The sequence below is a fragment of the Phyllobacterium brassicacearum genome (genome assembly GCF_003010955.1).
Taxonomy (GTDB): domain Bacteria; phylum Pseudomonadota; class Alphaproteobacteria; order Rhizobiales; family Rhizobiaceae; genus Phyllobacterium; species Phyllobacterium brassicacearum.
This window is the reverse complement of record NZ_PGGO01000014.1, coordinates 55,121-76,794: the sequence shown is the minus strand read 5'-3', so window position 1 is coordinate 76,794 and position 21,674 is coordinate 55,121. Positions and strand designations below refer to the sequence as shown.

At 58.2% G+C, this 21,674-nt stretch carries 24 protein-coding genes; 9 read left to right on the top strand and 15 right to left on the bottom strand.

From position 1 onward, the window contains the following. Position 1 precedes the first annotated feature (1 nt). From CU102_RS18245 to cysG, 7 genes are read right to left on the bottom strand one after another with little or no spacing between them, the layout of a single operon-like run. On the bottom strand, positions 2 to 349 hold the full coding sequence (locus CU102_RS18245) for a 2Fe-2S iron-sulfur cluster-binding protein (RefSeq protein ID WP_106712525.1): 348 nt from the start codon (positions 347 to 349) through the stop codon (positions 2 to 4). A gap of 11 nt (positions 350 to 360) precedes the next feature. After that, positions 361 to 1,386, bottom strand: a complete 1,026-nt coding sequence (locus CU102_RS18240; RefSeq protein ID WP_106712524.1) for an NAD(P)/FAD-dependent oxidoreductase — start codon at positions 1,384 to 1,386, stop codon at positions 361 to 363. Positions 1,387 to 1,424: 38 nt separating this feature from the next. Then, positions 1,425 to 1,952 (bottom strand): DUF934 domain-containing protein, encoded by a 528-nt coding sequence (locus CU102_RS18235; protein ID WP_425351570.1) that lies wholly within the window; start codon positions 1,950 to 1,952, stop codon positions 1,425 to 1,427. 5 nt (positions 1,953 to 1,957) lie between these two features. Further along, the gene (locus tag CU102_RS18230) at positions 1,958 to 2,713 is read right to left on the bottom strand and encodes a phosphoadenylyl-sulfate reductase (RefSeq protein WP_106712522.1); all 756 of its coding nucleotides are present in this window, start codon (positions 2,711 to 2,713) and stop codon (positions 1,958 to 1,960) included. Continuing rightward, positions 2,703 to 4,373, bottom strand: a complete 1,671-nt coding sequence (locus tag CU102_RS18225) for a nitrite/sulfite reductase (RefSeq protein ID WP_106712521.1) — start codon at positions 4,371 to 4,373, stop codon at positions 2,703 to 2,705. The genes CU102_RS18230 and CU102_RS18225 overlap by 11 nt, the downstream gene beginning before the upstream one ends. 17 nt (positions 4,374 to 4,390) lie before the next feature. After that, positions 4,391 to 4,705, bottom strand: a complete 315-nt coding sequence (locus CU102_RS18220) for a DUF2849 domain-containing protein (RefSeq protein WP_106712520.1) — start codon at positions 4,703 to 4,705, stop codon at positions 4,391 to 4,393. 18 nt (positions 4,706 to 4,723) lie between these two features. Continuing rightward, positions 4,724 to 6,175, bottom strand: coding sequence for a siroheme synthase CysG (gene cysG / locus CU102_RS18215; RefSeq protein ID WP_106712591.1), 1,452 nt, complete (start codon positions 6,173 to 6,175; stop codon positions 4,724 to 4,726). Between the two features lie 346 nt (positions 6,176 to 6,521). Between cysG and CU102_RS18210 the strand changes: the two genes are divergently transcribed. Then, on the top strand, positions 6,522 to 6,917 hold the full coding sequence (locus CU102_RS18210; RefSeq protein ID WP_106712519.1) for a VOC family protein: 396 nt from the start codon (positions 6,522 to 6,524) through the stop codon (positions 6,915 to 6,917). Between the two features lie 147 nt (positions 6,918 to 7,064). Here the strand turns inward: CU102_RS18210 and rsmI are convergent, their stop codons facing one another. From rsmI to rph, 5 genes are read right to left on the bottom strand one after another with little or no spacing between them, the layout of a single operon-like run. Continuing rightward, complete coding sequence (rsmI, locus tag CU102_RS18205) at positions 7,065 to 7,964, bottom strand: 16S rRNA (cytidine(1402)-2'-O)-methyltransferase (protein WP_106712518.1); 900 nt, start codon at positions 7,962 to 7,964, stop codon at positions 7,065 to 7,067. A gap of 12 nt (positions 7,965 to 7,976) precedes the next feature. Next, positions 7,977 to 9,140, bottom strand: coding sequence for a radical SAM family heme chaperone HemW (gene hemW / locus CU102_RS18200; RefSeq protein ID WP_106712517.1), 1,164 nt, complete (start codon positions 9,138 to 9,140; stop codon positions 7,977 to 7,979). Further along, the gene (gene rdgB / locus CU102_RS18195; protein ID WP_106712516.1) at positions 9,137 to 9,784 is read right to left on the bottom strand and encodes an RdgB/HAM1 family non-canonical purine NTP pyrophosphatase; all 648 of its coding nucleotides are present in this window, start codon (positions 9,782 to 9,784) and stop codon (positions 9,137 to 9,139) included. The genes hemW and rdgB overlap by 4 nt, the downstream gene beginning before the upstream one ends. Continuing rightward, the gene (locus tag CU102_RS18190) at positions 9,781 to 10,188 is read right to left on the bottom strand and encodes a VOC family protein (protein WP_106712515.1); all 408 of its coding nucleotides are present in this window, start codon (positions 10,186 to 10,188) and stop codon (positions 9,781 to 9,783) included. Before CU102_RS18190 ends, rdgB begins: the two co-directional genes overlap by 4 nt. Before the next feature lie 9 nt (positions 10,189 to 10,197). Further along, positions 10,198 to 10,914 (bottom strand): ribonuclease PH, encoded by a 717-nt coding sequence (gene rph, locus CU102_RS18185; RefSeq protein ID WP_106712514.1) that lies wholly within the window; start codon positions 10,912 to 10,914, stop codon positions 10,198 to 10,200. Positions 10,915 to 11,040: 126 nt separating this feature from the next. On the opposite strand from rph, the gene hrcA reads away from it, so the two are divergent. From hrcA to CU102_RS18170, 3 genes are all read left to right on the top strand, one after another. Next, positions 11,041 to 12,111 (top strand): heat-inducible transcriptional repressor HrcA, encoded by a 1,071-nt coding sequence (gene hrcA, locus CU102_RS18180; protein ID WP_106712513.1) that lies wholly within the window; start codon positions 11,041 to 11,043, stop codon positions 12,109 to 12,111. Between the two features lie 74 nt (positions 12,112 to 12,185). Further along, entirely contained in the window at positions 12,186 to 12,899 is a 714-nt protein-coding gene (gene grpE / locus CU102_RS18175) for a nucleotide exchange factor GrpE (protein ID WP_106712512.1), read from the top strand. Positions 12,900 to 13,012: 113 nt separating this feature from the next. Beyond that, entirely contained in the window at positions 13,013 to 13,666 is a 654-nt protein-coding gene (locus CU102_RS18170; RefSeq protein ID WP_106712590.1) for a trimeric intracellular cation channel family protein, read from the top strand. Here the strand turns inward: CU102_RS18170 and CU102_RS18165 are convergent. Continuing rightward, a complete protein-coding gene (locus CU102_RS18165) occupies positions 13,658 to 14,650 on the bottom strand; it encodes an adenosine kinase (RefSeq protein WP_106712589.1) in 993 nt (330 codons plus the stop codon). The two genes, CU102_RS18170 and CU102_RS18165, sit on opposite strands and share 9 nt — an antisense overlap. Before the next feature lie 159 nt (positions 14,651 to 14,809). Between CU102_RS18165 and CU102_RS18160 the strand changes: the two genes are divergently transcribed. Further along, complete coding sequence (locus CU102_RS18160) at positions 14,810 to 15,523, top strand: sulfate transporter family protein (protein ID WP_106712511.1); 714 nt, start codon at positions 14,810 to 14,812, stop codon at positions 15,521 to 15,523. On the opposite strand, the gene nth is transcribed toward CU102_RS18160, so the two are convergent. Next, positions 15,520 to 16,278: an endonuclease III gene (gene nth / locus CU102_RS18155; RefSeq protein ID WP_106712510.1), complete on the bottom strand. Its 759-nt coding sequence runs from the start codon at positions 16,276 to 16,278 to the stop codon at positions 15,520 to 15,522. The two genes, CU102_RS18160 and nth, sit on opposite strands and share 4 nt — an antisense overlap. Before the next feature lie 34 nt (positions 16,279 to 16,312). Between nth and CU102_RS18150 the strand changes: the two genes are divergently transcribed. Beyond that, positions 16,313 to 16,807 (top strand): DUF2244 domain-containing protein, encoded by a 495-nt coding sequence (locus CU102_RS18150; protein WP_166648399.1) that lies wholly within the window; start codon positions 16,313 to 16,315, stop codon positions 16,805 to 16,807. Positions 16,808 to 16,812: 5 nt separating this feature from the next. Beyond that, a complete protein-coding gene (locus tag CU102_RS18145; RefSeq protein WP_425351568.1) occupies positions 16,813 to 17,781 on the top strand; it encodes a methylated-DNA--[protein]-cysteine S-methyltransferase in 969 nt (322 codons plus the stop codon). Positions 17,782 to 17,843: 62 nt separating this feature from the next. Here CU102_RS18145 and CU102_RS18140 read toward each other — a convergent pair whose 3' ends face one another. Then, positions 17,844 to 18,137: a Dabb family protein gene (locus CU102_RS18140; RefSeq protein ID WP_106712507.1), complete on the bottom strand. Its 294-nt coding sequence runs from the start codon at positions 18,135 to 18,137 to the stop codon at positions 17,844 to 17,846. A 155-nt stretch (positions 18,138 to 18,292) separates the two neighbouring features. On the opposite strand from CU102_RS18140, the gene CU102_RS18135 reads away from it, so the two are divergent. Together CU102_RS18135 and CU102_RS18130 are read left to right on the top strand one after the other, a co-directional pair. After that, a complete protein-coding gene (locus tag CU102_RS18135; protein ID WP_106712506.1) occupies positions 18,293 to 20,977 on the top strand; it encodes a sensor histidine kinase in 2,685 nt (894 codons plus the stop codon). Continuing rightward, a complete protein-coding gene (locus CU102_RS18130; protein WP_106712505.1) occupies positions 20,974 to 21,660 on the top strand; it encodes a response regulator in 687 nt (228 codons plus the stop codon). The genes CU102_RS18135 and CU102_RS18130 overlap by 4 nt, the downstream gene beginning before the upstream one ends. The last annotated feature ends 14 nt before the right edge of the window (positions 21,661 to 21,674 follow it).

The following is a 21,674-nucleotide window of genomic DNA, read 5'->3' as shown; positions in this document are numbered from 1 at the left end:
CTTAGGCGGCTACGCTGTCCCGCTGGGTATCGGGAGCCAGCGTTATTTCCAGGCCGTTCAGCTCCTGGGACATGATCAGCTGGCAAGAGAGCCGGGAATTGTCCTCGACGTGAAAGGTCACGTCGAGCTGGTCGATTTCCTCGTCCTGAGGCTCGTAGAGCTTCTCCGTCCAATCCTGATCGACATAGACATGGCAGGTACCGCAGGCGCAGGCGCCGCCGCATTCGGCCTTGATGTCGAGACCCCAATCGCGGATGACCTCCATGACGCGGAACCCTTCGAGGGCTTCCAGCGTATGGCGCTTGCCGTGCTGATCGATGACGTGGATATAGAGGGATTCTGAGCTCATCCGGATGCTACCTATGCCGCCTTCAGTTTCTTCTGCAGGGAGGTGGAGGACGTCGTATACTGGAAAATGATGCGTTCGCCAGGGGCAACGATGCGTTTTGCTGCCTGCGACATGAGTGCCGCCTCGTGGAAACCGGACAGAATCAGCTTCAATTTGCCAGGATAGGTATTGATATCGCCAATAGCGAAGATGCCAGGCTCCGACGTTTCAAACTTCTCGGTGTCGACAGCGATCAGGTTCTGATCGAGATTGAGCCCCCAATCGGCAATCGGTCCGAGCTTCATCGTCAATCCAAAGAACGGCAGCAACCGACCGGCATCGAGAACTTCGTCGCCCTCAGCACCCTTGAGAATGACCTTGGATAGCTGTCCGTCGGCGCCTTCGAGGCCCACTACCTGGCCCATGCGGAACTTGACGCGGCCTTCCTTCTCCAGAGCCCACATCTTGTTGACACTATCGGGCGCGGCGCGAAATTCCGGACGGCGATGCACAAGCGTCACGGAATTCGCCACCGGTTCGAGATTGAGCGTCCAGTCGAGTGCAGAATCACCGCCGCCGACGATCACCACATCGTGGCCGCGAAAAGCTTCGATCTTGCGCACGGCATAATGAACGCTCGTACCTTCGTAAAGTTCGATTTCCGGCATGGGTGGACGCTTCGGCTGGAAGGAACCACCTCCTGCCGCAATCACGATCACCTTGGTGATGAACACTTCATCCGCATCGGTTTCGACGCGGAAGCGGCCGTCGTCAAGTTTCTCCAGCGCGGTGACCATCGTGGAAAAATGGAACTGCGGATCGAAAGGCGCGATCTGCTTCAAAAGGTTGTCAGTCAAAGCCTGACCGGTGACTTCTGGAAGGCCCGGAATGTCGTAGATTGGCTTTTCCGGATAGAGTTCGGCGCATTGGCCGCCGGGACGATCGAGAATATCGATGACATGGGCGCGCAGATCGAGCAGGCCAAGTTCAAAAACGGCAAAGAGGCCGACGGGGCCTGCGCCAACAATAACCACATCTGTTTCAATAATGTCGGACATATAGTGCTTTCCAATAGATATCGTGGATTTCAATGGGATCAGACAGCGGGTACGCGGCGCCAACTATAGGTGCCGGGCGCTGTGTGCGAGCCCCGGCCCGGTTGGTAGTAAACCGGCGTATCGTGCAAATTATGGTCAGCGAGACGGGTCAGTGTCACCGCATGGGTCACCTTCAGCGTGTCGAACCCGGTACGCAGCATATAGGCGACCTGATCGATCAGAACATCGCCTACGGCGCGCAGTTCGCCCTTGAACTGATGCTGGTTCTTCAGCATCTCGGCCTTCGAATAGGATCGGCCATCATTGAAGGCGGGGAAGTGCAGGGCGATTACCGGAATTGTGTCGAGCAAGGTCAACAGCGGATCGATGCTCTCTCCCGGAGCAACGGAAACGCCGATCTTGCGATTGGTAGCGTTGCGCACTTCCTCATCAAGACCGAGCCATACCGCCAAAGGCAAGATGATGGCCGGCGCATCGCCCGCCTCTTCCAGCGTTTCGGCTGTGATATAGGGATCCTCGCGGAAGCCTTCGCGGCTCCAGAGTTCTCCGTGAGGCTTTTCAGAAATGTCACTCATAAATTCGAATCCGTCAGAGAAATGTTACTCAGTTGATCGGTAAGGCCAGTCAGATGAATGCCGCATTCGGTCTTGTCCGTTCCAGCCCAGCGGCCGGCGCGATCATCCTCACCATCCTTGACAGGCTGGGTGCATGGCATGCAGCCGATCGATCGGTAACCTTCGGCAACCAGCGGGTGCGGCGGCAGTTCATGCGCCGCCATATAGTCCTTGAGATCGGCCGAAGTCCAGCGGGCCAGCGGATTGATGCGAACGCGCGATCCGACGGATTCGAAAACCGGCAGCGCCGTGCGGGTCGACGCCTGAAACTGCTTGCGACCCGTCATCCATGCGCGGTAGGGGGCAACGGCACGCGCCATAGGCTCGACCTTGCGAATGTAGCAGCAGCGATCCTTGTTCGTCATCGATAGCGCGCCGAACGGATCTTCATCCTTCAGGCTCTGCTTCAGAGGGTGGATGTCGTGAACATCAGTCAGCCCCAGATCACCGACAAGCTGATCGCGATAGCGCAGGGTTGCCGGGAAATGCTTGCCCGTCTCAAGGAACAATACCGGGGTTGCGCGGTCCACCTGCGCAATCATGTGCAGCAAAACCGATGACTCTGCCCCGAACGAAGAAACCACGGCGATCTCCTCGTTGAAGAGATGATCGATGGCAAGCTCGATAACATCCAACGGTTCGAGATTGCCGTAACGGGCTTGGAGCGCACGCGCTTCATCCGCTACGGTTTTCTCGTTGGTTTCAAGCAGCATTTGCAGCCTCGCTATAGAGCGCATCCTTGAACGGTGCAGCGCCCACACGCCGGTAGGTGGTAAGGAAGGTCTCTTCCTTGTCGGTTCGGATTTCGAGATAGCGATCGACGATCGTTTCGACCGCATCGACGATCTCTTCGGAGGAGAAGCCGCGGCCAGTGATGTCACCGATGGTGCAGATTTCATCACCGGAACCGCCGAGCGAAATCTGGTAGAGCTCCTCGCCCTTCTTTTCCACGCCGAGAATGCCGATATGGCCGACGTGGTGGTGACCGCAAGCGTTGATGCAGCCCGAGATCTTGATCTTGAGTTCACCAATGTCGGACTGGCGTTCTGGCTTGCCGAAGCGTTCGGAAATGCGCTGGGCAACGGGGATCGACCGGGCATTGGCAAGGGCGCAATAGTCGAGGCCGGGGCAGGCGATGATATCGGTGATCAGGCCGGCGTTCGCCGTTGCAAGGCCGTCAGTCAGCAGCAGGTCATAAACGATGCGAAGGTCGGCGATCGCCACATGCGGCAGCACGAGGTTCTGTTCATGGCTGACGCGGATCTCGTCCTGCGAGAACTTCTCGGCAATGTCGGCAACCAAATCCATCTGCGCATCGGTCGCATCACCCGGAATGCCGCCGATCGGCTTCAGCGAGATGGTTACGACGCCGTAGTCCGGATTCTTGTGCGGGGTCACATTCTGGTCGACCCAGGCGGAGAAGGCATGGTCAGCCTTGCGTGCAGCGGCGAGCTCGGACCAGCCTTCAGGCCGCACCGGCAGGCTCGGCGGAGCAAAATAGCTGTCGATGGCGTCGACATCCTTTTGCGGCAGCTTGAGATCGGTTTCCTTGAGCACCCGAAATTCCGCCTCTACCTGACGGGTCAGTTCTTCCGTTCCGGTCTCGTGCACGAGGATCTTGATGCGGGCCTTGTACTTGTTGTCGCGGCGGCCATTCAGATTGTAAACGCGCATGATTGCGGTGGTGTAGGACAGCAAATCCTCAACGGGCAGAAAATCGCGGATCTTCTTGGCAACCATCGGCGTACGGCCCTGTCCGCCGCCGACATAGACGGCAAAGCCGATTTCGCCGGTCGCGTTCTTCTTCAGATGCAGGCCGATATCGTGCACCTGGATGGCGGCGCGGTCACGCTCGGCACCGGTCACGGCGATCTTGAACTTGCGCGGCAGATAGGAGAACTCCGGATGCATCGACGACCACTGGCGCAGTATCTCCGCATAGGGGCGCGGATCGGCGACCTCGTCGGCGGCAGCACCGGCGAAATGATCGGCAGTCACGTTGCGAATGCAATTGCCAGACGTCTGCAGCGCGTGCATTTCGACGGATGCGAGTTCATCGAGAACCTTGGGCATGTCCTTCAATGCCGGCCAATTGTATTGCAGATTCTGGCGTGTGGTGAAGTGGCCATAGCCACGATCATAGTGACGGGCGATATGAGCGAGCTTGCGCATCTGGCGGCTTGAGAGCGTGCCATAGGGAATGGCGACACGCAGCATATAGGCATGCAACTGCAGGTAGACGCCGTTCATCAGCCGCAGCGGACGAAACTGGTCTTCCGTCAATTCGCCGGCAAGACGGCGCTCAACCTGATCCTTGAACTGATCAACGCGGGCCGAAACAAACGCGTGATCAAACTCATCGTAACGATACATTCTGGGGCCTTTGACTATTAAGCGGCGGTTGCTTTAGGCTTTTCAGCCTGCTTGCCGAGATCAAGACGGATGGTTGGGCCAAGCTGCCGGATGCGTTCGCGCAGGCGCAGCGGATAAAGATTGGTGCCGCGCTCTTCAACGTCGATCACATTGACATCGATCACAAGGTTCGACTTGATCGCAGCCTTTCCTGCCTCCTCGAGAGCGGTCACGGCTTCCGCGTGACGAGCGATCAGCGCGCCATCGATGTGCTCGAGCCACTCGCCATTGGCGCCGAGCCAAACAGCTTCGCCATCGGTCAGGCGGTTTGCGGTGAGAACTTTGACACTCATGATCGTGATCCTTCGCGTTCAGGCAGCATTGGTTTCAAGGTGGCGCAGCACCATCGAATTCTTGTTCTGGGCAGCTAGCGGTTCGGCCTTGTCGATAGCGGCGCCGGCGACCGCATCGCCGATGACGACCATGACCGGGCCATCAAGATCGCCGCGCTGTTCCAGAGCGGGCAAATCGTTGAGCGTCCCGTGGAACATGCGTCGCTCCGGACGCCCGGCATTTTCGATGACTGCAACGCCGGTATCGGCATGAAGGCCCGCCTGCATCAACCGCTCCGCAACGGAAGCGGCGACGCTGCGGCCCATATAGACAGCGATCGTTGCACCCGAGATGGCAAGGCGCGCCCAGTCGGGCAGCACTTCGCCGGCCATGTCATGACCTGTGGTGAAGACAAGGGAGGATGCGACACCGCGCAGGGTCAGGGGCAATTGCATGTCGGCCGCCGCTGCGAAAGCCGACGTGATGCCGGGAACGATTTCGAAGGCGATGCCCGCGTCACGCAGCGCAGCCATTTCCTCACCGGCGCGGCCATAGACCAGCGGATCACCCGACTTCAGGCGCACGACGCGCTTGCCTTCACGGCCGAGCGAAACGAGCAAATCATTGATCTCACTCTGGCTTTTGGAGTGGCAACCCTTGCGCTTGCCGACAGAAAGCCGCGTTGCGTCACGGCGGCCCATGGCGACGACCGCCTCCGGTACCAGCGCATCATAGACGATGGCATCGGCTTCCATGAGCACGCGATGCGCGCGCAGCGTCAAAAGGTCTTCGGCTCCTGGACCCGCACCCACCAGCCAGACATAACCCTTTGGCTCATCCTGGATTTCCAGAAGGTTCGTTGCGGCCCGGCGTGCACCGGTCAAATCATTGTTGTAGATGTTGCTAGCGACGTCGCCGGCAAAGAACGAACGCCAAAACAGCCGGCGCGGCAGACCCTTCTTGACCAGTTTCTCGACGACCGGCCGGTAGGCATTGGCAAGACGGGCCAGATCGCCAAGGCGCGGCGAGAAGGCCGCATCAATACGCGCGCGGATCATCTGGGTGAGAACGGGGCCGGTGCCTTCCGAGCCGATGGCGATAGCAACCGGTGCGCGGTTGACGATGGCGGGCGTGAAGAAATCGCAAAGGTCCGGCCGATCCACGACGTTGACAGGAACGCCCTGACGGCGTGCTTCAGCGGCAATCGCACTGTCCTGGTCTTCATCGCCGGTGGCGACGAAGACCAGTTTTACGTCAGTCAGATGCTTGGGAGCAAAATTTTCTGCGACGTGATCATAATTGCCGTTACGCAAAAAGTCCGCCAATTCAGGTTCAGGTTCGGCCGCGACAACGCGAATGGCTGCATTCGTCTGCGCCAGAAGCCGCACCTTGTTGAGCGCTTCTTCGCCATTGCCGACGACCACAAGCACTTCGTTCCGCACGCGGAAGAAGGCCGGAAAGACGGAAAGCTGGTTAGCATGCATGGACATGAATGAGGTCATCCCGAGGTTCAACGGGATTATCCATGATACGGCACGTGTTTATAAGGAACAGAAGTGCGCCGAACTCTGAGCAGGAGCATGGAATTTCTGAATTAACGGGGGCAAGCGGATTCTCTTTCTAAGTGCAGAAAGAGATGCACGTCTGCGGTCCGCCTCAACGCAAAGCGAGACATGCAAGGTCAGCCACGTTTGAACGACCAAATCAATACACGACTACCTTTATAGTGTTAATGAGGAAATGCAAGAGATTTCTCGCTTTGACCCAATGGACCGTCGCGAAGCCAAGATCGTTCCTGTATAGACAGCATCGTCACATCGAGAGGAGAACCATTGAATGCGCATGATCTTTGTAAATCTTCCGGTCAAGAATCTGGAAGCGTCCAAAGGATTTTTTTCCGCCCTCGGATTCAGTTTCAATCCGGATTTCTCCGACGACAAAACCGCTTGCATGATCATAGAGGAGAACATCTATGCGATGCTGCTCGTTGAGGAGCGCTTCAAGGAATTTATCAACAACGATATCAGCGACGCTACCAGGGCACAGGAAGTGCTTATTGCTTTATCGGCCGGCAGTCGTGACGAGGTCGATGACACTCTCGCCAAGGCACTTGCTTCCGGCGGCAAGGCGTGGAAGCCGATCATGGATATGGGATTCATGTATGGCTGCAGTTTCCAGGATCTAGATGGGCACGTCTGGGAAGTCATGCATATGGACATGCCTGCAGAGTAACAGAGGAAACGACCCTCCTGCGCGGAGTCAGGAGGGCAATATTCGTTGCGGCGTTTACCAGACCCCGGGCATGAGCCGGTATCGAACCGCCAGGCAATATGCGTCATAACCGTTGAGATTGGCCCTTTTGCCGTTTGCCCGCCGCGCTCATTTCATCGCCAAGAGCCGTTGATAGAGTTCGCCTTTCGGTCGCCCGGTCATGCGCGCCGCCTCCCCCGCTGCCTTCGCCGGCGGCATCTCAAGAACGAGCGCCCGCAAAAGGGTATCGATATCGTCATCCGAGCGCGGCACGTTCTCGTCCACCAGGGGCGGCCCGATCACTAGCACAACCTCACCGCGGATCCGGTCTTCGCCATCGAATTCGCTCGCAAGATCCTTGAGTGGCAAGGTAACCACGGTCTCGTAGGTTTTGGTCAGTTCGCGGCATAACGAAGCCTCGCGCTCGGGTCCGAAGACGTCGACCATATCGGCCAGTGTTGCTACAGCCCGGTTGGGCGATTCGAAAAAAACCAGTGCCGTGTCGAGCGCTTTCAGCGACTCCAGTTTCGTACGTCGTTGACCCTGCTTCGATGATAGAAAGCCGGCAAAATAAAAACTATCCTTGAACAATCCCGAAGCGGTCAGCGCTGCAAGGACAGACGATGCACCCGGAATCGGCACAACCCTGATACCCGCGGCTTTGGCTTCCGGGACCAGGCGTCCGCCCGGGTCCGAAACCAGCGGCGTGCCCGCGTCGGAGACCAAGGCGACACTCTTGCCTGCGAGCAGCGCTTCAATCAGCTTTGGGCCCGCCTGGTCTGCATTATGTTCATGATAGGCATAGGGGCGGCGCGAAATACCATAGCGGTCGAGCAGGACACGGCTGACCCGCGTATCCTCGCAGGCGATGACGTCCGCGGCCGCCAGGGTCTCGATACCGCGTATCGTCATGTCGCCAAGATTGCCGATAGGCGTCGCCACGATATAGAGCGCTGGCTCGAGCGGGCGCGCCCGGAATGAAGCGCTACCGATTTGATAGTCTCGTTCTCTGGCTTCGCCGTCAGACACGCTCGATCCCCTTCAGGCCGCGAGATCAGCAATTACAGCATTGAGCACGATCGCGCCCTCGGGTGTCGTGCGGATGCGGCTGTTGCCGATATATTCGATAAGGCCCTGTTCGGCCAACGAGATCACGCGCTTTTCCTTGACGCTGTGCCCGGTCAAACGCTCATAGCGGGCAAGGTCGATGCCCTCGAAGAGTCGCAGGCCCATGAGCAGGAATTCATCACCTTCCTGTTCGTGAGTCAGGACCTCTTCCTCGACGACACCGTGCCCCCCTGCCTCGACCCTTTGCACCCAGGTTTCGGGATGGCGTTCGGTGATCGTCACTGCTCGTGTGCCCTTTTCGATGAAGCGCCCATGCGCTCCCGGGCCGACGCCGACATATTCGCCGTAGCGCCAATAAACCAGATTGTGCTGCGACTCCGCACCGGGCACAGCATGATTGGATATCTCATAGGCTGGCAAACCGTGCTGTTCCGTCACATCCTGGGTTTCCGAGTAGAGCGCTGCCGCATGGTCGCCGTCTGGCGTCACGAGCTTGCCCGCTTTCCAGAGATTGTAAAAGGGCGTGCCTTCCTCGATGGTCAGCTGATAGAGCGACAGATGGTCGGCAGCATAGGATATCGCGCGAGCAAGTTCTTCACGCCAAGCTTCGATGGTCTGGTCCGGACGCGCATAGATCAGATCGAATGACAGCCGCGGGAATATTTCGCGGGCCAGTTTGATCGCAGCCAACGCTTCGTTGACATTGTGCATGCGGCCAAGCCTGCGCAGATCCGCATCGTTGAGCGCCTGCACCCCAAGCGAGACACGATTGACACCAGCCGCGCGATAGCCGCGAAACCGGTCCGCCTCGACGCTGGTTGGATTGGCCTCCAGCGTAATCTCGATATTGTCTGGTACATGCCAGTTGCGGGCAATTTCATTGAGAACCGACGCAACGGTCTCCGGTTGCATCAACGACGGGGTACCACCGCCGAGAAAGATGCTGGAAACCGTGCGCTGGCCGCTACGCTCGCGCATCGTGGCCATTTCTCGCGCAAAGGCGGCGGCAAAGCGCGGTTGGTCGACCTGTTCGTGCCGGACATGCGAATTGAAGTCGCAGTAAGGGCATTTGGCCATGCAGAAGGGCCAGTGGACGTATACGCCGAAGCCGGATTCGCCTTGGTCGGGGTGGATCATCCGGCGTCCAGGCAATCTCTGGCAAAGTGCTGGAATGCGCGGGCGCGGTGCGACAGCGCGTCTGTGTCGCCCGGCTTCCAGCCATGCTTCTGTTCTGCGGTCATCTCACCGAAGGTCGCATCGTAGCCCTCCGGCTTGAACACAGGATCATAGCCGAAACCGGCTGTACCGCGCGGCGGCCAGACGATCTCGCCTTCTACTTCGCCGCGATAATAATTGGCTTCGCCGTCCGGCCAGGCGAGACAGATAACGGAAACGAAACGGCCGCTGCGGTCTTTCGGTCTGATCGCGCCCTTGTCCTGCAGCGCTTTCTCCACCTTCTGCATGCCGAAAGCAAAATCGCGCTTCCCGCCGGGCAGCTCCGCCCAATTGGCGGTGTAGACACCCGGATCGCCACCCAGCGCATCGACGCATAGCCCAGAATCATCAGAGAGCGCGACGAGACCCGTCGCCTTGGCCGCTGCGAAGGCCTTGATATAGGCGTTTTGCTCAAAGGTCATGCCCGTCTCGTCGGGTTCAGGCAGGCCAAGGTCGCCCGCCGACACGACTTCGAAGCCAAACGGTCCGAGCAGATCGATCATTTCCTTGATCTTGCCCTGGTTGTGGCTGGCGACGAGCAGTTTGCCCTTTTCGAGTGTTCTCATTTCAGATTCCATAGTTCTGGTTCCGCGAATTCAATCGAGTTTCCCGAGGGATCGCGGAAATACAGTGAGTGTGCGCCATTCGGCCAATCGAATTCGCTCTCGATGGCAATACCATGCGCCTGCAGATGGGATTTCCACTCCGCAATTTCATCCCGCGTCGCGCGAAAACATACGTGACCCGGACCAGTCGCACCGTGCGAGGGTATTGGAAGGCTGCCGGCCGGACGTTCGTTGATCAAGACGGGATCAAACAGGATAAGCACACCGGAACCACAGCGGAAGAAGATCGAACGCTTTGGCGTCTCGAGAATGATCTCGAGCCCAAGAATTCCGGCGTAGAAGTCCTTTGCCGCCACCAGATCGGTTACATAGAGCGCTGTTTCCAAAATTCCCGATGGCTGCATGTTCGATCTCTAGCTGATCGCCATTTTCTGCAAGGACACCAGGCGGTTGATGCCGTTGCGCGCAAGGCTCATCAATGAAAGCAGCTCGTCCTCTGAGAAGGGTTCGCCTTCCGCAGTTCCCTGCACCTCAACGATACCACCCTTGCCAGTCATGACGAAATTGGCGTCAGTCTGAGCCGTCGAGTCCTCCTGATAGTCGAGGTCGATAACCGGAGAACCATCGGAAATTCCGCAGGAGATCGCGGCAACATGATCCTTCAGAACCTTATCGACCTTGACCATCTGCCGCGCTTCCATCCAGCTCAGGCATTCGTGTAACGCAACCCAACCGCCGGTGATCGCCGCCGTGCGTGTGCCGCCATCGGCCTGGATGACATCGCAGTCAACGGTGATCTGCACTTCGCCTAGCGCCTGCAGATCGACGACCGCACGCAGCGAGCGGGCGATCAGCCGCTGGATTTCCAGCGTTCGCCCGCCCTGCTTACCCGAGGAAGCTTCGCGGCGCATTCGATCGCCGGTCGAACGCGGCAGCATGCCATATTCTGCGGTGACCCACCCTTTACCGGTGTTGCGCATCCAGCCTGGCACCTTTTCCTCAAGGCTGGCGGTGCACAAAACGTGGGTATCGCCGAATTTGACCAGGCACGAGCCCTCGGCATGTTTGGAAACGCCGCGCTCAAAGGAAATGGCACGCATCTCGTCGGGGGCTCGTTTGGAAGGACGCATTGAAATACCTCTTTGAAAAATACGTTGTCCGGCCTTTTAGAGCAAAGGGCATGCGAAGCAAAGGCTTTGATGATTGGCCAGACAATGCTTATATCAGGTCCATTGCGAACAGAAGTACGAGGTACGATGAACAGGGCCGTGGTTCCGGAAACATTGCAGTCGCTCGACCAGCGGTCGCGCGATATTTTCCGGCGCATTGTCGAGAGTTATCTCGGCGATGGCGAGCCGGTGGGATCGCGTAACCTGTCACGCATCCTGCCCGTATCGCTGTCGCCTGCGACCATCCGCAATGTGATGAGCGATCTTGAACATCTCGGGCTGGTCTATGCTCCGCATATCTCTGCGGGGCGCTTACCGACGCAGCTTGGCCTGCGCTTCTTCGTTGATGCCTTCATGGAGGTTGGTGACCTGTCCTCGGCAGAGCGCAACACGATCGAGGCGCAAGTCCGCGCGGCCGACGAAACCCATTCACCCGAGAGTGTTTTGACGCAGGCAAGCCAGATCCTGTCCGGCATGTCGCGTGGGGCCGGTCTTGTTCTTGCTGCCAAGGCCGAAGGTGCACTGAAGCACATTGAATTCGTCCGGCTTGAACCGACCAAAGCACTAGCGGTGCTTGTTACCCAAAGCGGCGACATTGAGAATCGGGTGATAGACCTTCCGGTCGGCGTCACACCATCTCAACTCATCGAAGCATCGAATTTCCTCAACGCACATATTCAGGGACGGACCATCACCGAAGCGCGGCAGGAAATCGCCCGGCTCAAGGAAGAAACCCAACAGGCACTCGACGCTTTGTCGCAGCATCTGGTCGAACAGGGCCTCGCCATCTGGGGCGGAGCCGGTGGCGGGCAGCCCGCGCGACTGATCGTCCGCGGGCGCGGCAATCTGCTCGAGCAGGTCAGCGCCGAAGCCGATCTTGAACGCCTGCGCCATCTCTTCGACGACCTCGAAACCAAGGAGGGCACGCTGCAATTGCTCGATCTGGCTGAAGCGGGACCCGGTGTGCGCATTTTCATTGGCTCCGAGAACAAGCTGTTTTCGCTGTCCGGATCCTCGCTGGTCATTGCACCTTATCGGGATACGGAGCAGCGGGTCATCGGTGCGCTTGGCGTCATCGGGCCGACGCGGCTCAACTATGCGCGCATCGTACCGATGGTGGATTATACGGCCCAACTTGTGTCGCGCCTTCTGAGATAGTCATTTGCACTTGATTTTTATGGCCTAAACCTCGATATCCAGCGCAACTTACGAATAGTGAACGGACAGGATACATGGCTGACGAAAAGAAAAATCACGACACTCCCGATCTCGACCAGCGCGACCTGAAGAATCCGCGCGATCGCGATGCGCTGAAGCGCGCTGCCGATGATTTTCTGAAATCGCGCAAGGCCGAAGAGTATGCCAGCGCCCAGGAAGACGAAGTTGAGGCCAACGCCCAAAATTGGGCCGAGCTCGACAGGTTGCGCGCCGAGAACGGCGACCTGAAGGACCAATTGCTCAGGGTAGTTGCCGACATGGAAAACCTGCGCAAGCGCACCGCGCGCGATGTTCACGATGCGCGTGCCTATTCGGTCGCCAATTTCGCTCGCGACATGCTTTCGGTATCCGACAATCTAAAGCGCGCACTGGAAGCCATTCCCGCCGAAGCGCTGACCAATGGCGATACAGGGTTGAAGAGCCTTGTCGACGGCGTCGAGATGACCGAGCGGGCCATGATGGTGGCCATGGAACGGCATGGCGTCAAAAAGATCGAGCCACAAGGCCAGAAGTTCGATCCGAACTTCCATCAGGCGATGTTCGAAATTCCGAATGCGGACGTGCCGCATAACACCGTCCTGCAGGTAGCGCAGGCTGGCTTCGTTATTGGCGACCGCATGTTGCGGCCGGCGCTTGTCGGCGTATCCAAGGGCGGCCCCAAGCAGGCGGCGGGCGAAAGCCAACCAGAACCGGGCCCGATCAATCCCCAGGCGGAAAAAGACGCCTGATCTCAACGAATTGTCTTCCATTAGAGCCGCGTTTCATCCATGAAATGCGGCTCTTTTCAATTGCAACGATCATGCACTATCGTGGTGAGAATAACGGCGAAGGGGAATTGCCGATGACCACGATCCAGCTGTTCAACTATGCCGGTATTTTCGTATTTGCTGCAACGGGCGCCTTGGCAGCCTCGCGTCGCCAGCTCGATATCATTGCCTTCATTTTTCTTGCGGCTGTTACCGGCATCGGCGGCGGTACGCTGCGCGATCTCATCCTCGGCGTGCCGGTGTTCTGGGTCAAGGATCCCGACTATCTGCTCGTCTGCGCTGCCGCCGCAGTCGTCGTCTATTTCTCCGCCAACCTGGTTGAATCGCGCTATCGCGTATTGCTGTGGCTCGATGCCGTCGGCCTCGCCGCCTATAGCGTCATGGGTGCAGCCAAGAGCCTGGCCTTGGGTTTTGATTCAAGCATCGCCGTCGTCACGGGCGTCATGACTGCGACCTTCGGCGGAATATTGCGCGACATCATTTCCGGCGAGCCATCGGTGCTCATGCGGCGCGAAATCTATGTAACGGCCGCCCTTGCGGGATCGATCGTCTACATCATCCTGCATGCCCTTTCCGCCGGGCTGGAGCTGTCGGCCCTTGCCGCAGCCCTCACTGCCTTTGCGGTACGCGGCGGCGCACTCTATTTCGGCTGGGCATTGCCGACATATCACAAGCCCGGCCGCACGACCGAGGAACTTGAGCGCGACGGCTTTATCCGGTCAGAGTAAGCCTGCCTGCTCGGCGGCAAGTTTCAAATTGAGCTGCGGGCGTGGGCCGATCTGCTGTATAACCAGGCCTGCTGTCAGCGAGCCAAGGCGGGCGCAATCGTTCAAGGTGCGGCCAGTCGTATACCCGAACAGGAACCCGGCGGCGTAAAGGTCGCCAGCGCCCGTGGTGTCCACAAGTTCGGCGATCTCGATTGCCGGAACCGCAACGGTTTCGTCGCCAGAAACGACGACGGAGCCTTTTTCAGAACGCGTGACAGCAGCAAGCTTGCAATCCTTGCGGATCAGCTCAAGGCCCTTTTCGAAATCGTGCGTCTGGTAGAGCGATTTCAGTTCAGCTTCATTGGCAAAGACGATATCGACTGTGCCGGAGCGCATCAGATCAAGGAATTCTTCCCGGTAGCGATCAACGCAGAACGGATCGGACAAGGTCATCGACACTTCGCGCTTGTGCTCATGGGCAATCTTCGCCGAGAGGCGGATCGCTTCCTTGGCCCGCGGCGGATCCCAGAGGTAGCCTTCGAAATAGGTCACCTTGGCTTCAGAAACCTTGGAGCTTTCGACGTCTTCGGGTCCAAGCTCGATGCAGGCACCGAGATACGTATTCATCGAGCGTTCGCCATCTGGCGTCACGAAGATCATCGAGCGAGCCGTGGGTGGCGGCGCATTCAGCACGCGCGTGTCGAATGCAACGCCCTGTGAACGGATATCATGGGTGAAGACATGACCAAGCTGATCGTCGGCAACCTTGCCGAAATATGCGGCACGCCCACCAAGGCTGGCTATACCTGCCGCGGTATTGCCGGCACTTCCGCCTGAAGCTTCGATCGCGGGGCCCATGCGCTCGTAGAGGAACTCTGCACGATCGGCATCGATCAGGTTCATTGCGTTCTTGATGATGCCGTTCTTGACGATGAAATCGTCATCGGTTCGGGCAATGATATCGACAATGGCGTTGCCGATGCAAAGCACGTCATAGCTGGACATGAAAACTCCGGAATTGGGCTGCCGGTTGGCGGTTGTCATTTTGCCCCTGCTCTAGAGCAAAGGCGGGCAATTGACCACCCCTTCTTTCACGTCTTGTCTTGTCTGCGTGGAAAGACGCCCCTATGTCGGGTTTCGATACCCACGGAAGCGAGTTAACAAATGATCGTAGAAAGTGCCCGTGCAGCCGCCAGTCATCTGTTCCGTCCCGAGTTCCGCGCCGTCCTGTGGAAATCGCTTGGACTGACCCTGCTCCTGCTTATCGGCATATGGTTCGGCTTGCGTGAAGTGTTCGAACTTCTGGCCTGGCCATTTTTCGATCAGATGATGCCGGACCTGCCCTCCTGGACCGGCTGGATCGGACTCATCGCCGGCATCCTTGCCAGTGTGGGCCTTGCGCTCGGCCTTGCCCTGTTGATTGCGCCGGTCACGGCAATCGTTGCCGGTCTGTTCCTCGACGACGTGGCTGAGATCGTGGAAAAGGCGGACTATCCCCTTGATCCGAAGGGCAAACCCCTTCCCGCAATACGATCGTTCGTCCTGTCCGTTAAATTCATGGGTGTTGTCATAGTCGGCAATATCGTCGCACTGCTCATGCTCCTGATCCCCGCCGTCAATATTATCGCCTTCTTCGTCGTCAATGGCTATCTGCTCGGGCGCGAGTTCTTCGAGTTCGCCGCAATGCGCTTTCGCCCGGAAATGGAGGCAAAGGCGCTCCGTTCGAAACATTCGACGACGGTATTTCTTGCTGGCCTGATTATTGCCGCCTTCATGGCAATCCCAATCCTCAACCTGCTGACGCCGCTCTTTGCCGCTGCCATGATGGTCCATCTGCACAAGGCCGTGACGCGCGCCGAACCACCGGCGGCGGTCTAGAAAACTTGGGGCGGTAGAGGGACCAGCGGCGCCGGAATCTCCGATGTTTTTTCTGCCGCCTTGCAGATATCGGCAATAACGCAGGCGGGGCAATCCGGTTTACGGGCCTTACAGATGTATCGCCCATGCAGGATCAGCCAATGATGGGCGTGGTAGAGATACTCTGACGGAACGATCTTCATCAGCCTGGCTTCCACCTCTTCCGGTGTCTTGCCAGGGGCGAGCCCCAGCCGGTTGCCAATGCGGAAAATGTGCGTGTCGACAGCCATGGTCGATTGTCCAAACGCCATGCTGAGCACGACATTGGCCGTCTTGCGGCCTACACCGGGCAACTTGACCAACTCGTCGCGATCGGGCGGAACCACGCTGCCATATTGATCGATCAGGGCCTCGGACAAGGCGATCACATTCTTCGCCTTGTTGCGCCAGAGCCCGATGGTGCGGATGTAGTCACCAACCTTGGCCTCACCCATAGCCAGCATCTTTTCCGGCGTGTCCGCGGCTTTGAACAACGCCCGGGTTGCCTTGTTGACACCCACGTCGGTTGCCTGCGCCGACAGCACCACAGCGACCAGCAGCGTAAAGGGATTAACGTGCTCAAGTTCGCCCTTCGGTTCAGGACGCTGGATGGAGAATCGACGGAAGATTTCGTAGATTTCCGCGGCAGTATAGCGGATCCCGGGAACGTTGCGGACCTTGGCAGGCTTGGCAAGGCTCGCATCGATCGGGTCAATTTTGCGCTTGGGATTTTCCATTTGCCTTCTATACTTAATTGCCATGAGTCAAACAATGAACCCGATCGACCCGGCGGCCATGAACGAGGAAGAAATCTTCCGCGCACTTCTCGTGCCACACCGGTCGCTTGGCAAGACGGGTTTCCTCATCCTCATGGGCACGTTTGGGGTAAGCAGCTTTTTTACCGGCCTGTTTTTCCTGTCGCTCGGCGCCTGGCCGGTTTTCGGCTTTTTTGGCCTCGACGTTCTGATTATCTACATCGCGTTTCGAATGAACTACGCCTCAGGAAAGGTCCATGAGGAGGTGAGCATCTCGCGCATTGCGCTGCAGATCCGCCAGGTTGCCCCGTCTGGCCGTTTAAAGCTGCATGAATTCAATCCGTTCTGGGCGCGATTCAGTGTCGCCCGCCATGCGGAGATCGGCATTACCTCGATGAAGATCGAGGGGCAGGGCAAGATCGTGACAATCGGCTCGTTTCTCAATCCTGACGACCGCGAAAGCTTCGCCTCTGCATTCCAGGTTGCGCTTGCGACGGCCAAAGGCCGCTGATCCTCTTGTGCAAGAATCGGGTGGCAGATCAGACACCGGAATGTTCATATAGCCTCAATAGAGAGGTAAAGCTCATGACACCACAAGCCATACTCCAGAAAGACATCACCCCTACTGGCGACGATTATGCCATCGTCAGCCATATCATCGAGCGTATCAGCAAGGACTATCGCGACCAGCCATCGCTTGAGACATTGGCCCAAGATACCGGTCTGTCTCCGACCGCGCTGCAGAAATTGTTCACGCGCTGGGCCGGTCTTTCACCCAAAGGCTTTCTGCAGGCGGTGACCATTGACCATGCACGCCGTCTTCTCGACGAGGGCATGCCGCTCCTGGAAACAGCTTATGAGACGGGACTGTCCGGTCCAAGCCGCCTGCACGACCTGTTCGTCACCCATGAGGGCATGTCACCGGGCGATTACAAGACTCGTGGCGCCGGCCTCACCATCCGCTACGGCTTTCTCATCTCGCCATTCGGTCTCGCTCTGATTATGGTCACGGACCGCGGGCTGGCGGGTCTTGCCTTCGCCGATCCGGGCAAGGAACACGAGGCGCTGGCCGACATGACATCACGCTGGCCGAATGCCACCTATGTCGAAGATATCGCCGCAACCGCTCCCTATGCGGCACGCATCTTCAACCCGGCAGAGTGGCGTGCCGACCGTCCGCTCAAAGTAGTAACAATAGGCACGGACTTCCAACTGCGCGTCTGGGAGGCCCTGCTCAAGATCCCGATGGGCAAATGTGTAGCTTATTCGGACATCGCCGCGGAGATCGGATCACCCACTGCATCACGCGCAGTTGGCGCCGCAGTTGGTGCCAATCCGGTCTCGTTTGTCGTGCCCTGCCATCGCGCCGTCGGCAAGTCGGGCGCGCTGACCGGATACCACTGGGGCCTGACCCGCAAACGCGCCATCCTCGGATGGGAAGCTGGTCAACTGAGTGCGGATTCCGCAATGGGCCAGACGGGTTGAATTCGAATTTGCATCCTCCCAAGCAAAAAGCCCGGCATTTTGCCGGGCTTTTTGCTATTGGCTTAACGGAGTGTTGAGACGACGTCAGCGGAAATGCGCAGCTCACGCAAGGGGCGGACGACCGCTGTCGTTTCGCTGTAGATCGGATGCGCTTTGTAGGCTGCCAGCGCCTCGGCATCCTTGAATTCCCCGTAGACAACCACATCTATTTCACCGGATATCGGATCCGTTTTGGTGTTCGTCATCACTTCGAAGACGTCTGAATGAGGAATTTCGCCCAGGCGTCTCAGGCCGGCGGCAATCGCCTCGACATCTGCCGGATTACGGGCGCTAAAGAACACAATATGGCGGATCACTGTCTGATTTCCTGCTGCATTGACTGCGCGGGACTTTTCATATTCGGACGGCTGCCGTCAATAGATGCGCTGTCGCAGTCTGCCCTTGGCAATTGCAGACAAGGTGGGCTAAACGTCTGGTGCTCGATGGGCAACACGAATAAATTGAGGTATGGATGACCGATCGTGGTCAAAAAAATCGACCAGATCCCGACAAGTTGCTCGAGCTGGCTACGCGCGAAACACGCGGTAAGCTGACTGTATTCCTCGGAGCGGCGCCCGGCGTCGGCAAGACTTATGCAATGCTCCTGCGGGCCCGCCGGCTCAAGGATGACGGCGAGGACATCGTTATTGGCCTGGCCGAGACCCATGGCCGTGCCGAGACCGCGCAATTGCTGGAAGGCCTTGAGATCTTACCGCGCAAACAGGTCGGTTATCGCGAGCGGCAACTGGAGGAATTCGACCTCGACGCCGCGATCGTCCGCAAACCGAAAATTCTAGTCGTTGATGAACTTGCGCATACCAATGCTCCAAGAAGTCGCCACCCGAAGCGGTATCAGGATATAGAAGAATTGCTTTGGCTGGGCGTCGACGTGTGGACTACGATGAACGTCCAGCATCTGGAAAGCCTGAACGATCTGGTGACAAAGATCACCGGCGTGACCGTGCGCGAGATCGTGCCCGACACGGTCCTTAAGCGAGCGGACGAAGTCCTGCTCGTCGACCTGCCCCCCGCGGAACTGATCGAACGTTTGAAGGAGGGCAAGGTCTATCTGCCCGGCAATGCCGAGCGAGCAGCCGAGGGTTTCTTCAAACCGGCAAACCTGACTGCCCTGCGTGAACTGGCACTGCGGCGCACGGCCGACCGAGTCGATGATCAGATGATCGACCTCTTGCGTCAGAACGCTATCGAAGGTCCATGGGCGACCGGCGAACGCCTTCTGGTTTGTGTCGGGCCCGATAGTCTGTCCGACAAGGTTGTGCGTACGGCGAGCCGGCTGGCTTCCGGACTCAACGCGCGCTGGCTGGTTGTTTCGCTTACCCAGACGAACGACGCGGGAACCGAGACGACCAAACGCATCGATGAACTGCTCGACCTCGCCGAACGCCTTGGCGCCGAAACGCGTCGTGTCATCGCACAGGATTTTGTCGAAGAGATATTCCGCATCGCCCGGCGAGAAAACGTCACTCAGATTGTTGTCGGTCGCCCCAAATCGCGACGATTTGCCAATCCCTTCCGGCGTTCATTGCCTGACGAGATTATCAAACGCTTCACCGACATAGGCGTGCATATCGTCACTGGGGAAGAACAGGGCACACCCTATCAGCCACCGTCGCTGCGCAAGCGCACCCGGCTTGAGCTTGCAACAGCGATCGCAGTGCCTGTCGCTGCAACGGGCATAGCAACATTGCTTGGCCTTGGCGCTAGCACGATCGTCCATCCGCAGAATCTCTCAATGCTGTTCCTCGTAGCCGTCATTCTCTCGGCCATGTACAGCGGACGGCTTGCCGCGGTGATTGCAGCAGGGCTTTCCTTCGCTTTTTACAACTTCTTCTTTCTCGAACCGCTGCACGACCTCAGCATTGCCAAACCACACCAGCTGTTTTCCCTTGTCGTCTTCCTCACCGTTGCGCTGATGATCGGCGATCTCGCCGGACGCCTTCGCGATCAGGTTGCCCGTTCACGCAATCAGGCAAAGAATACGCAGGCGCTCTACGAATTCTCGCGCAAGTTGTCGGGGACCGCCCGGCTCGACGATGTGCTGTTTTCGACCGCGACCCATCTGCATTCGACCTTTGGCACCGGCGTCGCCATCCTGTTGCCCAATGATGGCGACCTTGCGATACAGACGATCTGGCCACCGGATCTGACGCTTGATGGCACGGATATGACCGCCGTTCGTTGGGCTTTCGAAAAGAATGAGCAAGCGGGCCATGACACGGCGACATTGCCCCTGATCGATTGGCAATTTCTTCCCATCCACACCTCACATGGAGTTGCTGGGGTGCTGGGCCTGTCAATGCAGGATCATGACGCCTTCACCGAGCATGAAGACCGGATGCTGACGGCAATTCTTGACCAGACAGCCATCGCCATTGATCGCGCGCAGCTCGTCCGCGAAAACGCCCAGACCACTGCCCTGCAGGAAAGCGAAAAGCTACACACTGCGCTGTTTTCCTCGCTTTCACATGATTTGAAGACACCGCTCGCGTCCATCACCGGCGCCGTCACCACCTTGCGTCAACTCGGCGACCGTATCAAACCAGATGGCCGCGACGATCTCCTGTTGTCCATCGAGGAAGAGGCCGGGCGCCTCACACGGTTCGTTGCCAACCTTTTTGACATGACACGCATCGAGGCGGGTACGCTCAAAGTCAGGAGTATACCGGTTGACGTGGCCGATGCGATTGCCTCATCAATCGAGCGAATGAAGAAGCAGAAGCCGGAAATTGCCATCGAGATCAGCATCGCTCCCGATCTTCCTGCAGTGAGCGGTGACCCTTCCCTGTTGGGTCAGGTATTGTTCAATCTACTCGACAATGCCGCCAAATATGCCGGTGAGGGGCCCATCGCCGTCTACGCCAGGCAGGAGGATTCGGAAGTGTCCATCAGCGTCACCGACCAGGGCAAAGGCATTCCGCCCAAGGATCTCGACAAGATTTTCGACAAATTCTACCGGCGCGCGAAGGGTGACGGCCGGGCGCCGGGAACAGGCCTCGGTCTATCGATAGCCCGCGGCTTTGTGGAATCCATGGGCGGAACTATCAAGGCGGAAAGCCCTGCCATTCGCAAGCGCGGAACGCGGTTCATCGTCCGGCTTCCTGTCGCCAATCCTGAGAACGAGGCAACCGCAGCATGAACCAGCATCGTATTCTCATCGTTGACGATGAACCGCAGATACAGCGCTTCCTCAAGCCGGCGCTGACCGCCTCTGACTATGAAGTCCTCCTCGCTTCCACCGCCGCTGAGGCTGAGAAACTGATTGCCACAAGTGCGCCGGATCTCGTGATCCTCGATCTTGGCCTTCCCGACAAGGATGGCAAGGAAGTCATCGAGACCGTCCGGGCATTTTCCGATGTGCCAATCATCGTTCTGTCGGCCCGGGATCGCGAAACAGAAAAGATCGCCTCTCTGGATCTTGGCGCCAATGACTACGTCGAAAAGCCTTTTGGCATTGGCGAATTGCTGGCGCGCGTTCGCACAGCGTTGCGCCAGAAGGCGGCCGGCACCAGCGTGCCATCACGTTTCGAGGCAAATGGGCTGGTCGTCGACATGGCCAAGCGTATTGTCACCCGAAATGGTGAAGAGGTGCACCTGACGCGCAAGGAATATCAGTTGCTCGTGCACCTGGTGCTGCATGCGGGCATGGTGGTAACGCATCGCCAGCTCCTCGCGTCGGTCTGGGGTGGAGCGCACGTCGAAGATTTGCAATATCTGCGTGTCTTCGTCGGTCAATTGCGCGCGAAAATTGAGGACGACGCGAACAATCCTCAATTCATCCGCACGGAGCCCGGTGTCGGATATCGCTTCATCGCGGAGTGATGGCCAAAGTCGCA

Bases quoted from the DNA above. Each gene is read 5' to 3' on its own strand.
- CU102_RS18245 (WP_106712525.1), bottom strand. From the start codon at position 349: ATGAGCTCAGAATCCCTCTATATCCACGTCATCGATCAGCACGGCAAG.
- CU102_RS18240 (WP_106712524.1), bottom strand. From the start codon at position 1,386: ATGTCCGACATTATTGAAACAGATGTGGTTATTGTTGGCGCAGGCCCC.
- CU102_RS18230 (WP_106712522.1), bottom strand. From the start codon at position 2,713: ATGCTGCTTGAAACCAACGAGAAAACCGTAGCGGATGAAGCGCGTGCG.
- CU102_RS18225 (WP_106712521.1), bottom strand. From the start codon at position 4,373: ATGTATCGTTACGATGAGTTTGATCACGCGTTTGTTTCGGCCCGCGTT.
- CU102_RS18220 (WP_106712520.1), bottom strand. From the start codon at position 4,705: ATGAGTGTCAAAGTTCTCACCGCAAACCGCCTGACCGATGGCGAAGCT.
- cysG (WP_106712591.1), bottom strand. From the start codon at position 6,175: ATGTCCATGCATGCTAACCAGCTTTCCGTCTTTCCGGCCTTCTTCCGC.
- CU102_RS18210 (WP_106712519.1), top strand. From the start codon at position 6,522: ATGCGCATGATCTTTGTAAATCTTCCGGTCAAGAATCTGGAAGCGTCC.
- hemW (WP_106712517.1), bottom strand. From the start codon at position 9,140: ATGATCCACCCCGACCAAGGCGAATCCGGCTTCGGCGTATACGTCCAC.
- rdgB (WP_106712516.1), bottom strand. From the start codon at position 9,784: ATGAGAACACTCGAAAAGGGCAAACTGCTCGTCGCCAGCCACAACCAG.
- CU102_RS18190 (WP_106712515.1), bottom strand. From the start codon at position 10,188: ATGCAGCCATCGGGAATTTTGGAAACAGCGCTCTATGTAACCGATCTG.
- rph (WP_106712514.1), bottom strand. From the start codon at position 10,914: ATGCGTCCTTCCAAACGAGCCCCCGACGAGATGCGTGCCATTTCCTTT.
- hrcA (WP_106712513.1), top strand. From the start codon at position 11,041: ATGAACAGGGCCGTGGTTCCGGAAACATTGCAGTCGCTCGACCAGCGG.
- grpE (WP_106712512.1), top strand. From the start codon at position 12,186: ATGGCTGACGAAAAGAAAAATCACGACACTCCCGATCTCGACCAGCGC.
- CU102_RS18170 (WP_106712590.1), top strand. From the start codon at position 13,013: ATGACCACGATCCAGCTGTTCAACTATGCCGGTATTTTCGTATTTGCT.
- CU102_RS18165 (WP_106712589.1), bottom strand. From the start codon at position 14,650: ATGTCCAGCTATGACGTGCTTTGCATCGGCAACGCCATTGTCGATATC.
- CU102_RS18160 (WP_106712511.1), top strand. From the start codon at position 14,810: ATGATCGTAGAAAGTGCCCGTGCAGCCGCCAGTCATCTGTTCCGTCCC.
- nth (WP_106712510.1), bottom strand. From the start codon at position 16,278: ATGGAAAATCCCAAGCGCAAAATTGACCCGATCGATGCGAGCCTTGCC.
- CU102_RS18150 (WP_166648399.1), top strand. From the start codon at position 16,313: ATGAACCCGATCGACCCGGCGGCCATGAACGAGGAAGAAATCTTCCGC.
- CU102_RS18135 (WP_106712506.1), top strand. From the start codon at position 18,293: ATGACCGATCGTGGTCAAAAAAATCGACCAGATCCCGACAAGTTGCTC.
- CU102_RS18130 (WP_106712505.1), top strand. From the start codon at position 20,974: ATGAACCAGCATCGTATTCTCATCGTTGACGATGAACCGCAGATACAG.